Below are 12,861 nucleotides of genomic sequence, written 5' to 3' on the forward strand. Positions count from 1 at the left end.
GTAAATGTATATTTATGTAATTCATATATATGAATATATGTATTTATGGTTAATAAGTCAACAATCGTAGACAGCTTTGCTGTGCGGGCATTAGAATGACTTTCTTTAAAAATGAGGGAGTAAAATGTCGCTCTTTAAGCCTGGTCACGATCATCGATTGCCGCTTTATCAGCGTGTGCGTGATGAACTGCTAGAAAATATTAGTGCTGGGAATTGGCTGCCGGATAATCCAATTCCTACAGAAAATGAGCTGACGAAAATTTATGGCGTCGCTATCGGTACTATTCGAAAGGCCGTTGATACCTTAGTTAATGATGGTTTGCTCTATCGTAGCCAGGGGCGTGGTACTTTTGTTCGTCGTCCAGACTTTAATGCTTCGTTATTTCGCTTTTTCCGTCAAATGTCTTCTGATGGGCGCTTTGTTATGCCCAAAAGCCAACTGCTGTCTAGGACTCTCAAAAAGCCACCGCAATATGCTACCGAAGCACTAAAGATAGGAGGAAATGACGAGGCTATTTGCCTTGAGCGTTTACGCTTCTTGGAAGATCGAGTGGTATTAACGGAAGAAATTTGGCTACCAGCGCCACTTTTTGCCAGTCTGGTCGATTTAGAGTTATCTGAATTTGGCAATTTGCTATACCCATTTTATGAGCAACAATGTGGACAGCTTATTGCTTCGGCGAAAGAAACCTTAACAATAGCTTCAGCAAGCACGAGCATTGCTAAGGCTTTGAACACAGATGAAAATAGTCCTGTTGCTGTCATTGAGCGAGTGGCTTATGGCTACGACAAAACGCCTTTAGAATACCGAATTTCTCATGGTTCGGCGGAGACATTTTGTTACCAAATAGAGATCGCATAAATATTCAATATAGTGCTTGACCAAAGCTCTTTGCTAACGCTTACTACTTCTCATGTTATGCCGCTCAAATAGAGCGACATTGTTCTTGTTAGTAGAAGGATTCTAAGGCGTCGTTATGAAGATTACAGATTTACCCTTTGGCATAACAGATTGGCAAGGTGTCGAAAAAACGACCCACAAAGGTGAAAGCGGTTTTGCCTATTGGCAGACCAAGCAGTTCGGCGATATTCGCGTTAGAATTGTGACCTATTCTGCAGGGTATTTAGCGGATCATTGGTGTACCAAAGGTCACATTCTTTTTTGCATGAGCGGCGAGCTGAAAACAGTATTAAAAGACGGCCGTACCTTTGTTTTATCCGCAGGTATGAGCTACCAAGTGGCTGATGATGCCGAGCCACATCGTTCATCCACCTCGGAAGGTGCAACGCTGTTTATCGTTGATTGAGCGACACAAAACGTTGTCGAAAAGCACTGGGAGTTAATCCCATAATCTTCTGAAAGGCTTTACGGCAACTGCCCGCATCTTCATATCCTACTTGCAGGGCGATGCTCTCGAACGGCAGCGTTGTTTGTTCTAAGGCATCGCAAGTTGTTTGAATACGGATACGCTGCAAATATTCATTTGGGTTGAATCCAGTGCATTTAGCGAAGCGTCTTAAAAAGGTTCTCGGCGTTAATTTAGCGAGATCTGCCATGCTTTCTGTACGTTGCCTTTCAGCAAAATGCCCTTGCAAATAATGCTGAACCGTCAAAATTGCTGCATCACCATGGTCGAAATTAGGTTGAAACTGTTGGTAGTAGCGTTGCTCTCTTTTACCTGTATCAATTACTAATGTTTTGCCTAACTGACGAACGATATTAGCATTCGTCAGTACTTGTACTACTTCCATGGCCAAATCCACCCAAGACATCATGCCGCCAGCACTGATGATATCGCCTTGATTGATCAAAATCTTAGAGGTATCTATCGCTTGTTTCGGAAAGCGTTCTTTGAATAAGGCTTCTAGTGCCCAATGCGTCGTCATTTGGTGTTTATCTGTGTGACCTGTGTAAGCCAAAAAGAAAGCGCCAGCGCAGGCACTGCAAAGTATGGCGCCTTGTTGATGCTGTGCGATTAAAAACTCATTGATATCGGTATTTATCTTGCTGTAACTGGCTTTATGTAAGCTAGGAGGCAACAAAACTGCGTGATAGTGTAATTGCGTGTCTAAGTCTTTCTGTAAGTCTGCCTCGTGTAAAATATGCGTAGTGATACGAGCTTCCAAACCTGTTTCTTTGCAGGCTTCATTGGCCAGATCGAACGTTTCTGCAAAACCATAAACGGCTGATAAAAGAGAATATGGATAAGCAAGCACAGCGATTTGACAATGTTTCAAGGATCTATCCTGTTTGTCATTTTAGTCTTCTAATATGTCAAATTTGACACTGTAATGGAATCCGTCGTTTTGCGATTCTAGAGTTCTTGATGAAGGTCTTTTTAGATAACAGAATAGGAGCCAACAATGAGCCAAACTGCATTATTAGTCATCGACGTACAAAATGACTATTTTGACAATGGCAGCTTTCCTCTATGGAATGCCGATGAAACCTTAAAAGAAATATTTAACGCCATTCAAGCCGCGAAAGAGCAAGATGCAGCCGTGATACTTGTGCAACATGTGGCCGCAAGCGAATCACCGTTATTTGCTGAAGGCAGCGAAGGGGTGAAATTACACCAATCGATTCTAGATGCCGCACCAGATGCACCTATCGTAACAAAAGCACACGCGGATGCGTTTCAAGAGACAAACCTAACGCAACTGCTAGAAGAACTGGAAGTCGACCGCTTGGTTATCTGCGGCATGATGACGCAAAACTGCGTAACGCATACCGCCATTTCAGATGCCGTCGACCCTTATCAAGTCAGCATTTTGGCCGATGCTTGTACTACTCGTGAACAGCTACTGCACCTAATTGCCTTAGAAGCGATTAAGACCAAAGTGACCTATACCGAAATAAAGTACGCTTTTGAACGAGTTTAAATTTGCTTGTGCAGTAAATCGAAAGCGCGAAAAGGCAGAAAACAAAAGGGCTAGGCAAGTGGTTGATTGAAAAATAGCCTGTTTATCAACCACTTTCGAAAATTTATTACACATAAATTGCATCGACTTCTTGGCAAGCGGCAAGCATATCGCTATAATCTGCAACGCTTTTAGGGCCTGTAGCTCAGTTGGTTAGAGCATCCGACTCATAATCGGCAGGTCCCCCGTTCAAGTCGGGGCAGGCCCACCATATAAAATAAGCCTCTAGAGGGTTAGTTAACGCTAACTTCTAGGGGCTTTTTTATTGCCTACGATTTTTGGGTGTTCTAATAGATGTCCTACACTAAATTGTGTAAGCCATTACCCTCACTTTCATATCGACTGATATGTCATTAATGCTTTCTCGACATTAAGTTTTTTACTTCTTCTCGTTGGTTTATCTGATGATGTTTTCCAATACCATGGGTATTAAAATTGTCTTTAATATAAACTGGTTAGTAAGATTTTAGATGCGATTAGCACACAGGTTTTTATGACGGATAAGAAAACAGCATTGGCTGGGTTAAAGGGAGAGGTTTTCCTATTAACCGAGCAGCATAAACCTTTTGCGTCGGCGCAGATTGAGTTGTTGGCAGCGATTGATACGTGTGGCTCTATTTCTCAGGCGGCGAAGCAGGTGGGGATTAGCTATAAAACCGCGTGGGATCGTATTGATGCGATGAATAATATGTCGGCTCAGCCTTTGGTTGTTCGTTCTACGGGTGGCGCGCAAGGTGGCGGAACGCTGTTGACCGAGTTGGGGCACAGGGTGATTTCAGGTTTCCAAGCTTTGCAGGATGAGCATCAGAAATTCATTGAGCGCTTAGGCGATAAACTGCATAACCTAAATGATGTGGCGAGTTTTATGAGGAGCGAGAGTGTGAAAACCAGTGCGAGAAATCAATTTAGAGGCACGGTTAGCAATATTGCTCTCGGTGCTGTGAATACTGAGGTGGAGTTGGATATTGGTACTAATCAATCCATCATTGCGATGATCACTCAGGAAAGTGCTGAGCAACTTGGGCTGAACAAGAACAGTGATGTGGTGGCTTTGATTAAGGCGTCTTCAGTGATTTTAAGCACGAATACTAAGGTGGTCACCAGCGCTCGAAATAAGTTGGTCGGTACTATTTCTCGTTTGTTGCCTGGTGCGGTGAATACGGATGTGACATTGGATATTGGTGGAGGCAAGTCTGTGTCTGCTGTTATTACGAATATAAGCGCAACAGAGTTGGAGCTGGAAGTAGGGCAAGCAGCCTGCGCCTTGTTCAAAGCGCCAAGCGTTATTCTACTGAAAGACGCGTGACGCTGGCTCGGTTATCTGACCAGTGCCACGCTTTTAATTTGTGCCCAGAGCGTTTTTCCTGCCACCAAGGCTAAGTGATCAACGGATCGGTAGGTCAGTCTTGCAATAAGCGTGTTTTGCTCTGTCTGTAAGCGGACTAACGCCATGGCTGGGTCTTTGTCGGGAATAATGTCGAGCACACTGACTAGCAGTCGGTTCAATATGCTGGAATCTTCATGGCAAGTTAGCGTTAGACTCACATCGGTGGCGAGTATTCTGACTCGAACCTGCTGACCAAGACTGTCGCCGTTGTTACGAATCCATAAGTCACTGCCAGCACAAGATACTTTTGATAAGTGCCACTTCTCATCTTGTTGGACAATCTGGCCTTGCCAGATTACGCCTGTGCCATTATTGAACAGCAATGGTGATGTTAGTTGCGAGAAAACCTCTTCTACCTGTCCTTGAGTGGCGACTTCGCCATCTTCCATCAGTACAACATGATCCGCTAGGCGCATCACTTCTTCGACTGAATGGCTGACATACAAAATGGGAGTTTTGAGTGTGGACTTCAGCTTTTCGAGGTAAGGTAAAATCTCTTGTTTTCTTGCGTTATCCAGTGAAGCTAAGGGCTCATCCATCAGTAATAATTTGGGTTGAATTAATAAGGCACGCGCGATAGCAACACGTTGTTTTTCACCGCCAGAAAGCTGCTGCGAATTATTCTTTAGTATGGATTCAATGCCCATTAAGTCGATGACTTGGTCATATAAATCAGCGGGTAAGGGAATGCCGCTGCGTTTAATGGCGTAATCTAAATTGCCTTTTGCGGTTAAATGGGGGAAAAGGCTGGGTTCTTGGAAGACATAACCTAATGGCCGTTTGTGTGTCGCTAGGAAAAAACTATCGCTTTGCCATGTTTCCCCCTTCATCACAAAATGCCCTTGTTGCGCTTTTTCTAATCCGGCAATACAGCGCAATAGCGTGGTTTTTCCTGAACCTGATTGCCCAAAAATAGCGGTGACGCCGTTGTCTGGTAACGTGAGATCGACATTTAAAGCAAAGCGAGATGTTGGATGCTGTAGGTGAAATTTGGCGTGTAGGCCTTGTTCTGTATTTTCCCCTACAATCTTGTTGGTTGGCATGGCTATTTCGCTCCCCACAGGGTGTTTTTTCGTTGGAAGCTATAAAGGCTGAGTAACACCACAAAAGAAAATATGATCATGATGGCAGCGAGCTTGTGAGCTTGGTCGTATTCCAAGGCTTCAACATGGTCATAAATTTGTACGGATACTACGCGAGTTTGTCCGGGAATGTTGCCGCCTATCATTAATACAACGCCAAATTCGCCGACCGTGTGCGTAAATCCTAAAATAGCAGCGGTAATAAAGCCTGGTTTCGCTAATGGTAAAACAACGGTAAAAAAACGATCCCAGCTTCCTGCTCGCAAGGTGGCGGCCACTTCTAATGGTCGCTCGCCAATGGCTTCAATGGCATTTTGTATGGGCTGAACAACAAAAGGCAGAGAATAAAATACCGACGCGACTATTAACCCCCAAAAAGTAAATGGCAGTGTTCCTATGCCTAATTCTTGAGTTAATTGACCAATAAAGCCGTTGGGGCCCATGGCGATCAGTAGATAAAAGCCTAATACGGTGGGTGGGAGTACAAGCGGTAGGGCAACGATGGCGCTGATGGGGCCTTTTAAACGCGAACGAGTGCGTGCTAGCCACCAAGCGATTGGGGTTCCGATGAGTAGTAGAATCACCGTAACTGTGGTTGCTACTTTAAAGGTTAGCCAAATGGCTTCTAAGTCTGACGTAGAAAGCATATTGGCTGTTATTCCGTTTTATAACCGTATGAATGGATGATGTTACGGGCTTTGTCGCTGCGTAGATAGTCAAGCAGACCTTTTGCTGCGGCGTTATTGTCTGCCTTTTTCAATAGCACGGCATCTTGGCGTATTGGGCTGTATTGATCCGAGGGGATGATCCAGCTTGAGCCTGATTTAATGTGTCCTTTGCTCATTATTTGTGACAGGGCGACGAATCCTAAGTCGGTATTGCCCGTGCTGACAAATTGATAGGTTTGCGAGATGTTTTCGCCCATTACCCATTTTGATCGTGTCTTTTCTGTGAGTCCTAAGCCTTTTAGCACTTCCATTGCTGCGACACCATAAGGCGCCAGCTTTGGGTTGGCTAAGGCCAGTTTATTAAAATCTCCGTTTTTTAAACGAGCGGCATTGTTGTCGATGAAATCGGCTTTAGACGACCACAAAGCCAAGGCGCCAATGGCATAGGTGAAGCGACTGTTTGGGATTATGGCACCGGCTGTTTCTAAGGCGTCGGGTTTGTTTTGATCGGCGGATAGAAAGACATCAAAAGGTGCACCATGTTGGATTTGAGCAAAGAACTTACCAGAAGAGCCGAAGGATAAAATGACTTTATTGCCAGATTCTTCCTCGTATTGTTTGGCGATGTCTTTCATGGCGGCAGTGAAGTTAGATGCGACGGCTGCGTGGACTTCTTCGGCATAGGTTGAAGAGCTAAGCATCAAAAAACTGACTAGTATGATGCTGAGATAGTTGAATAATCGCATGGTTTTATCCTGATCTAACTGTTTGGAAATAGTATGAATATCGATTCGTTATATATTGCGTTATATAGCGAAGTGGCGCAAGAAGGATTGTGCTTGGTTGACGCTTTCAGTTAGCTTGGTTTTTTTCATGATTCTTTTTTGGTGAGCTTGATCGAAGAGATTTCCAAGATGGTATGGCTTGTGATTTCTGAATGTGTTTATAAGGCGTTCAAGTTTCTTCCTTATTCGTTTTTCTTATATAAGGTAATGATTTTTCCTTCTTATCCATTTAGTCAGCATTTTGTTAACATTGCTGCAACTTATCGGTTTTCGGTGTTTATTGATGTTTAGATAAGCAAGGAGCCGGTGTTCAATGACTAATTTGTTAAGGTTTTTTCTCCATGTTGTATCCCATTATTAACTTAGCGGTGTTCGCTTTGTTAATCGCGTTGTTGTTCAAACTGCAAAAAGCGAAAAAGACGTTATCGACTCAAGTATTTACAGGTTTGGGTCTTGGTGTGGCGTTTGGTGCTGCGTTGCAGTTTATCTATGGTGTTGGCAGTGCTGAAACCAATGAAACGTTAGAGTATGTGAATATCGTTGGTTATGGCTATGTTAGCTTGCTGAAGATGATCATTATGCCGTTGATTTTAGTGTCTATTATTGGCGCGATAATCAAGGTGAAAGACACGGGCTCTTTGGGCAAGATGTCTGGCGGTATTATCGGTATCTTGTTGGCGACCACTGCGGTTTCTGCTTTGATCGGCGTTTTTGTTAGTAACTTATTTGGCTTGTCAGCTGACGGTATCGTGCAAGGTGCGCGCGAAATGGCACGTGGTGCGGCATTGGAAACACGTCTTGATGGTCTGGCTAGTGTTTCTTTTGCTGACATGATCACATCGTTCTTCCCTGGCAACCCTTTCGCTGACTTAGCGGGTAGCCGTCCAACTTCAACCATTGCTGTGGTTATCTTTGCTGCGTTTGTTGGTGTGGCTGGTGTAACAGTTGCTCGTAAAGAGCCAGAATTAGGCGCTAGTTTTGAGCGTTTTGTTGATGTAGCTCAATCTATTGTTAGAACCTTGGTTCGTATGGTGTTAAGCCTTACGCCATATGGTATTTTGGCGTTGATGACTAAGGTGGTTGCTGGTTCTAATGTCGATGACATACTGACGTTGCTGAACTTCGTTGTGGCTTCTTATGTGGGTCTAGCACTGATTCTTGTCATGCATTTATGTTTGTTGGCATTTAACGGTATTTCACCACTACGTTACTTCAAGAAAGTATTGCCTGTGTTGTTGTTTGCTTTTACGTCTCGCTCCAGCGCAGGAACGATTCCATTGAATATCGATACTCAGGTCAAACGCCTTGGTAACGGTGAAGGTGAGTCAAACTTTTCGGCATCTTTTGGTGCGACGATGGGGCAAAATGGTTGTGCTGGTTTGTACCCAGCCATGTTGGCCGTGATGATTGCACCAACCGTGGGCATTAATCCATTGGACCCTAGCTTTATTATTTCACTGATTGCCATCGTTACCATTAGTTCATTTGGTATTGCAGGCATTGGTGGTGGCGCGACGTTCGCGGCTTTGATTGTGTTGTCGGCGTTGGATATGCCTGTTGCATTAGCTGGCTTACTGATCTCTATTGAGCCTTTGATCGATATGGGGCGTACCGCTGTGAACGTTAATGGTGCCATGACCGCAGGCAGTATCACCTCGAAATGGCTTGGTCATACTGACTCGAAAGTGTTTGGACAAGATGAAGTGCCAGAAGCAGAGCTGAGAAACAGTTAACTCTATTGGGTAGTGAAATTTTGTTTATATAAAACCACCTTCGGGTGGTTTTTTTGTTTCCGACATATCGAATTAAATAGACATTTAGGAAGTAAGAAAATTACTTGAAATCTAGATGATGTAAAAAATAAGTACTGGGCATGCAAAGTGCATAATTTAATCTAAGCTTTCTTAAAACAACGACAAGGAGAGGCTAGTGTCCTTATTCTCAAACCTAAAAGTGTCTCAATCGGTAGCCATTGTTGGTATTTTACCATCGCTGTTTGCCATTATTATTGTGGGTTTTTTAGTCAAAGATTTAAACGAACGTGTTCATGAAGGGCGTATCGCAGAGGACATGGTGAAGTTATCGTCTGTTTTAGATGGTGTGGCTCATAATTTTGCAGTTGAACGGGGTTTGAGTGCGGGCTTTTTAGGCAGTAAAGGTAATAACGGAAGAGATGCTTTATTGGCCCAGCGTAAAATTGCGGACAATGCGGAAGCCGCATTGAAAAATCTAGAGAGTCGTTCTTTTGAAGTTCTTACAGTAGAGCGCCTAGAACGCTTAAGAGCGCCTATTTTAGCTATGTTAAAAGATAAGAATCAAGTTCGACAAAAAGTTGATGCTTTGGCAGCCGATAATGGCGCATTTGATTTTTATTCAGAGGTGAATCGCCAAGCATTAAATTCCATTCAACGCGTTATTTTGGACATTAGCAACCGAGATATCGCCAAAGCATTAGAGGCTCGCTTAAGTCTATTGTGGATGAAGGAGCGTGCTGGGCAATATCGTGGTGCTTTAAATGGAGTGTATGCCGCCCAGACGACAACATTAAAGCGTCAATCACAGATTGCCGCATTCATTGAAGATGAGAGTCATCAGCTAGAGCACTTTATGGTGACGGCGTCAGATAAAGAAGAAGCGTTACTGAATACGGCGATGAGAAATGATAATTGGAAGGCCGTCACACAGGCGACAGATGCTTTTTTGGCAACGAAAGAGGTTTCTTCTGTGAATGGTCCTGCAGATTGGTTTGGACTTGCTACGGCGAAAATAGGTTTGATAAAAGGGGTTGCGGATAAAATTAGCTCCGAAATTAATAATCTCAGTGCTACGTTAACGTCTCGTAGTGAACTTTACCGTAACGGTTTGATTGTTGGTTTTATTGTATTGATTACACCGGTAATTTTCTTGGCGTTCTCGTTGACACGTTCTCTGTCCAAACGTGTAGAGCGTATCAGCCAAGCGTTATCAAATGTCTCTTCAGAGCGTAATTTGGTGGGACGAATTGAAAATACGTCAAAAGATGAGTTGGGCGAGATTATTCAATATTTAAACATGCACCTGGACCATTTGAGTGAATCTTTTCATTTGATGGTGGATATGGCGTCTGTATCAAAAGAAAGTATGAATGTGCTCAGTGGCTATTCTAGAAGCGCATTACAAGAAACCAAAGACCAATTTAATCAAACGGATCTTATGGCATCCGCAGTAGAAGAAATGTCGCTGACCAGTAATACGATTTCCCAAGATATGCTGTCTTCAGCAGACGCTACTGAGAGTATTCGAGAGCAAAGTACCCAAGGGTCAGCGCGTATGCAGACGATTCTACAATCCATTGCTAATTTGTCTTCAGAAGTGAATGGTGGATATAAAGCGGTGCAGTCTGTTACGAGTCATACAGAGCAAATTAGCAGTATTTTGCAAACCATTGAATCCATCGCTGAGCAAACCAATCTATTGGCATTAAATGCTGCTATTGAAGCCGCCCGTGCTGGTGAACAAGGGCGAGGTTTTGCGGTAGTGGCGGATGAAGTAAGAACGCTTGCTCAGCGCACGCAGAACTCTACAGAAGAAATTCGTTCTATGATTGAAGCCTTGGTCGGTTCTGGTAAGAGTGCGCTACAATCCATGGATCAGTGTGCCAGCATGGCTACGCAAACTTCTGATGTTGTCAGCGAAAACGTCACCATGATGCAGGGCTTGTTTGATGCGATTGAGCAATTAGCTCAAACAATTGAGCGTGTTGCTACCGCGTCAGAAGAACAATCTCAGGTATCGGAAGAAATTAATAAGAATATTCAGAATGTCAGCGAACGTTCGGAGCGAATTCTGGATATGGTGAACAAAACTGATGAAGGTTCTGTTCAGGCTGGAGAGCGTTTTGAAAGTGTATTGAAAGAAATTAGCTCTTATAAATTGAGTTAGTGATTGCTAAGGATGGCATCAGGTTTTGTAATTGAGAACCTGATGCCATCCTCTTCTAATAAGTCTGCTCAATATTGTTTTTTTCCATAAAAGCTTCGCTACCAAAAGCGCCAAGTAAAGTGCCTAAAGAAATAGATAATGCGATGATGAAAATAAGAGATTTGATCGATGGATTTTTTATTCGTTTTCTTAGGGTGAAGTAAGACAGCAGCGCAGCTAAGTATAGAACGGCAGCATTTAGGTTAAATAAGAAGTAAGACATAATTTCGAATGCCCAAAGAGATTCGCTGTTTTTATACTGGTTTAGAGACAGTGTTGTATAGGCGAAGGCGAGGAATATGGCTGTAATGGCTGGCAGGATTTTATAGACAAATAGCTTTTCTTCTTTCAATAAAACATAGCCTATTCGAAGAGAGAAAAGGAAGCAGATTGCCCAAAATAAAAACAGAGGAAGAAGAATGATTCCCATGACACATCCTTGAAATAAGTTAGTTGTTATCTAATTTTATGCATTGTCCAAAGAAAAGCCACAGTGGCGAGTGCTCACTGTGGCTTTATTTATTGTAGCAGATGTGTCAAAAAATTAATCAGGCTTACGATTACGACGCGCTGGCGCTAGAGGCTTGCTACGCAGACCTTGGCCTGGTGTCATTTCTGCTTTTGGTGCTGCTGGGCGACGGTTACCAGATTTAGGTGCATTACCTTTCGCTGGATTGCCACCCTGTTTCGCGCCATTGCCTTGTCTTGCTGCACCCTGTTGATCACGTGGTGCTTTTGGCTTTTTAGGTTTGTTTGGTTTGATTGGACGCGTATCCAGAGTGGTATCAGGCAACATGTGTGTTGGCATGAAGTCATCTTCGTAGCGACGCTCAATGAGCTTCTGAGTTAAACGTTCAATAGCGCGTAGCTGGTCTAATTCATCTGCAGCAACCAATGAAATTGCTTTGCCTGTTGCACCCGCACGGCCAGTACGACCAATACGGTGAACGTAATCTTCAGCCACGTCTGGTAAGTCAAAGTTGACCACGTGAGGTAGCTGTTCGATATCTAGTCCACGAGCGGCGATGTCGGTTGCCACAAGGATTCGAATGCGGCCTTCTTTAAAGTCTGCTAAGGCACGAGTACGTGCGCCTTGGCTTTTATTGCCGTGAATCGCGCTGGCACGAATACCGGCGTCTTCTAGCTGTTTGGTGATTTTATTAGCGCCGTGCTTGGTGCGAGAAAATACTAAGGCTTGATCCCAGCGACCTTGGGCAATCAGTTGAATTAACAATTCCGTTTTACGTTTTTTGTCGACAGGATGTAACCATTGCTCAACAGAAACGGCTGTCGCGTTGCGCGGCGTAACTGAAATTTCAACAGGGTTGTTTACTAAACCTTTTGCTAGCTGGCGTATTTCTGGAGAGAAGGTTGCAGAGAACAATAAGTTCTGACGTTTCTTTGGAAGTATCGCTAAGATTTTTTTGATGTCATGGATAAAACCCATGTCCAACATGCGGTCGGCTTCGTCTAGAACAAGGACTTCTAGCTTATCGAAACGTACGGCTTTTTGATTGTACAAATCCATCATGCGGCCAGGCGTGGCGATAAGAATATCAGCGCCGCGGCGAAGGGCCATCATTTGAGGATTGATTTTTACGCCACCAAATACAACAGTCGATTTAAGACCTAAATGCTGACCATAGTTTTTTACGCTTTCAGCAACTTGAGCCGCTAGTTCACGTGTTGGCGTTAATACCAATGCACGGACTTGATTGCTTTGCGCGTGTTCGCCTTTACTTAGAATTTCAAGCAAGGGTAGGGTAAAACCGGCTGTTTTGCCTGTCCCTGTTTGAGCCGCGGCCATCACATCTTGGCCTTCAAGAATGGCTGGTATTGCCTGAGCTTGAATTGCAGACGGCTCAGTATAGCCTTGATCTTCAATGGCTTTTAGGATGGGGGCAGAAAGCCCAAGTTTGTCGAAACTCATAGATGTTCTCATGTTTTATAAAGGCAGGTGCAAAGCTGAAAAGTCAGGTTATGCAAGAATTTCGCGAAGCTTACCTTATATCGTCTCTACATGCTATGTAGTATGGCTTTTGCTCGATAATTGTACA

Annotated in this window: 12 protein-coding genes and 1 tRNA gene; 7 read left to right on the forward strand and 6 right to left on the reverse strand. The window is 43.7% G+C overall.

Going from position 1 to position 12,861, the window contains the following annotated elements:
* Window positions 1-124 precede the first annotated feature (124 nt).
* Window positions 125-862 carry a GntR family transcriptional regulator gene (locus JSY38_RS13205; protein ID WP_205113577.1) on the forward strand — a complete coding sequence of 246 codons (738 nt, stop codon included), beginning with the start codon at window positions 125-127 and terminating at the stop codon, window positions 860-862.
* Window positions 863-977: 115 nt separating this feature from the next.
* Entirely contained in the window at window positions 978-1,307 is a 330-nt protein-coding gene (locus tag JSY38_RS13210; protein ID WP_072840237.1) for a DHCW motif cupin fold protein, read from the forward strand.
* Here the strand turns inward: JSY38_RS13210 and JSY38_RS13215 are convergent.
* The gene (locus tag JSY38_RS13215; RefSeq protein ID WP_205113578.1) at window positions 1,294-2,238 is read right to left on the reverse strand and encodes a GlxA family transcriptional regulator; all 945 of its coding nucleotides are present in this window, start codon (window positions 2,236-2,238) and stop codon (window positions 1,294-1,296) included. The two genes, JSY38_RS13210 and JSY38_RS13215, sit on opposite strands and share 14 nt — an antisense overlap.
* A 126-nt stretch (window positions 2,239-2,364) precedes the next feature.
* On the opposite strand from JSY38_RS13215, the gene JSY38_RS13220 reads away from it, so the two are divergent.
* From JSY38_RS13220 to JSY38_RS13230, 3 genes are all read left to right on the forward strand, one after another.
* The gene (locus tag JSY38_RS13220; RefSeq protein WP_205113579.1) at window positions 2,365-2,883 is read left to right on the forward strand and encodes a cysteine hydrolase family protein; all 519 of its coding nucleotides are present in this window, start codon (window positions 2,365-2,367) and stop codon (window positions 2,881-2,883) included.
* Between the two features lie 173 nt (window positions 2,884-3,056).
* A tRNA-Ile gene (locus JSY38_RS13225) sits at window positions 3,057-3,133 on the forward strand.
* A 282-nt stretch (window positions 3,134-3,415) separates the two neighbouring features.
* Entirely contained in the window at window positions 3,416-4,228 is an 813-nt protein-coding gene (locus tag JSY38_RS13230) for a TOBE domain-containing protein (RefSeq protein ID WP_205113580.1), read from the forward strand.
* Between the two features lie 11 nt (window positions 4,229-4,239).
* Here the strand turns inward: JSY38_RS13230 and modC are convergent, their stop codons facing one another.
* Genes modC through modA form a run of 3 tightly spaced genes read right to left on the reverse strand, consistent with a single transcriptional unit; the run spans window position 4,240 to window position 6,805 of the window.
* A complete protein-coding gene (gene modC, locus JSY38_RS13235) occupies window positions 4,240-5,352 on the reverse strand; it encodes a molybdenum ABC transporter ATP-binding protein (RefSeq protein ID WP_205113581.1) in 1,113 nt (370 codons plus the stop codon).
* Between the two features lie 2 nt (window positions 5,353-5,354).
* Complete coding sequence (gene modB, locus JSY38_RS13240) at window positions 5,355-6,038, reverse strand: molybdate ABC transporter permease subunit (RefSeq protein WP_205113582.1); 684 nt, start codon at window positions 6,036-6,038, stop codon at window positions 5,355-5,357.
* 8 nt (window positions 6,039-6,046) lie between these two features.
* Window positions 6,047-6,805: a molybdate ABC transporter substrate-binding protein gene (modA, locus tag JSY38_RS13245; RefSeq protein WP_205113583.1), complete on the reverse strand. Its 759-nt coding sequence runs from the start codon at window positions 6,803-6,805 to the stop codon at window positions 6,047-6,049.
* Window positions 6,806-7,185: 380 nt separating this feature from the next.
* Here modA and JSY38_RS13250 point away from each other — a divergent pair, with 380 nt between their 5' ends.
* Together JSY38_RS13250 and JSY38_RS13255 are read left to right on the forward strand one after the other, a co-directional pair.
* Window positions 7,186-8,577: an L-cystine transporter gene (locus tag JSY38_RS13250; protein WP_205113584.1), complete on the forward strand. Its 1,392-nt coding sequence runs from the start codon at window positions 7,186-7,188 to the stop codon at window positions 8,575-8,577.
* A 196-nt stretch (window positions 8,578-8,773) separates the two neighbouring features.
* A complete protein-coding gene (locus JSY38_RS13255; protein WP_205113585.1) occupies window positions 8,774-10,765 on the forward strand; it encodes a methyl-accepting chemotaxis protein in 1,992 nt (663 codons plus the stop codon).
* A 55-nt stretch (window positions 10,766-10,820) separates the two neighbouring features.
* Here JSY38_RS13255 and JSY38_RS13260 read toward each other — a convergent pair whose 3' ends face one another.
* Together JSY38_RS13260 and JSY38_RS13265 are read right to left on the reverse strand one after the other, a co-directional pair.
* Window positions 10,821-11,234, reverse strand: a complete 414-nt coding sequence (locus JSY38_RS13260) for a hypothetical protein (RefSeq protein WP_205113586.1) — start codon at window positions 11,232-11,234, stop codon at window positions 10,821-10,823.
* Between the two features lie 114 nt (window positions 11,235-11,348).
* Window positions 11,349-12,734, reverse strand: coding sequence for a DEAD/DEAH box helicase (locus JSY38_RS13265; protein WP_205113587.1), 1,386 nt, complete (start codon window positions 12,732-12,734; stop codon window positions 11,349-11,351).
* Window positions 12,735-12,861: the final 127 nt, after the last annotated feature.

It is taken from the genome of Marinomonas foliarum (assembly GCF_016906065.1).
GTDB lineage: Bacteria > Pseudomonadota > Gammaproteobacteria > Pseudomonadales > Marinomonadaceae > Marinomonas > Marinomonas foliarum.

Excerpts from the sequence above, each read along its gene's own strand:
- JSY38_RS13265 (WP_205113587.1), bottom strand. The coding sequence starts at position 12,734 with ATGAGTTTCGACAAACTTGGGCTTTCTGCCCCCATCCTAAAAGCCATT.
- modA (WP_205113583.1), bottom strand. The coding sequence starts at position 6,805 with ATGCGATTATTCAACTATCTCAGCATCATACTAGTCAGTTTTTTGATG.
- JSY38_RS13220 (WP_205113579.1), top strand. The coding sequence starts at position 2,365 with ATGAGCCAAACTGCATTATTAGTCATCGACGTACAAAATGACTATTTT.
- JSY38_RS13210 (WP_072840237.1), top strand. The coding sequence starts at position 978 with ATGAAGATTACAGATTTACCCTTTGGCATAACAGATTGGCAAGGTGTC.
- modB (WP_205113582.1), bottom strand. The coding sequence starts at position 6,038 with ATGCTTTCTACGTCAGACTTAGAAGCCATTTGGCTAACCTTTAAAGTA.
- JSY38_RS13205 (WP_205113577.1), top strand. The coding sequence starts at position 125 with ATGTCGCTCTTTAAGCCTGGTCACGATCATCGATTGCCGCTTTATCAG.
- JSY38_RS13250 (WP_205113584.1), top strand. The coding sequence starts at position 7,186 with ATGTTGTATCCCATTATTAACTTAGCGGTGTTCGCTTTGTTAATCGCG.
- modC (WP_205113581.1), bottom strand. The coding sequence starts at position 5,352 with ATGCCAACCAACAAGATTGTAGGGGAAAATACAGAACAAGGCCTACAC.
- JSY38_RS13230 (WP_205113580.1), top strand. The coding sequence starts at position 3,416 with ATGACGGATAAGAAAACAGCATTGGCTGGGTTAAAGGGAGAGGTTTTC.
- JSY38_RS13260 (WP_205113586.1), bottom strand. The coding sequence starts at position 11,234 with ATGGGAATCATTCTTCTTCCTCTGTTTTTATTTTGGGCAATCTGCTTC.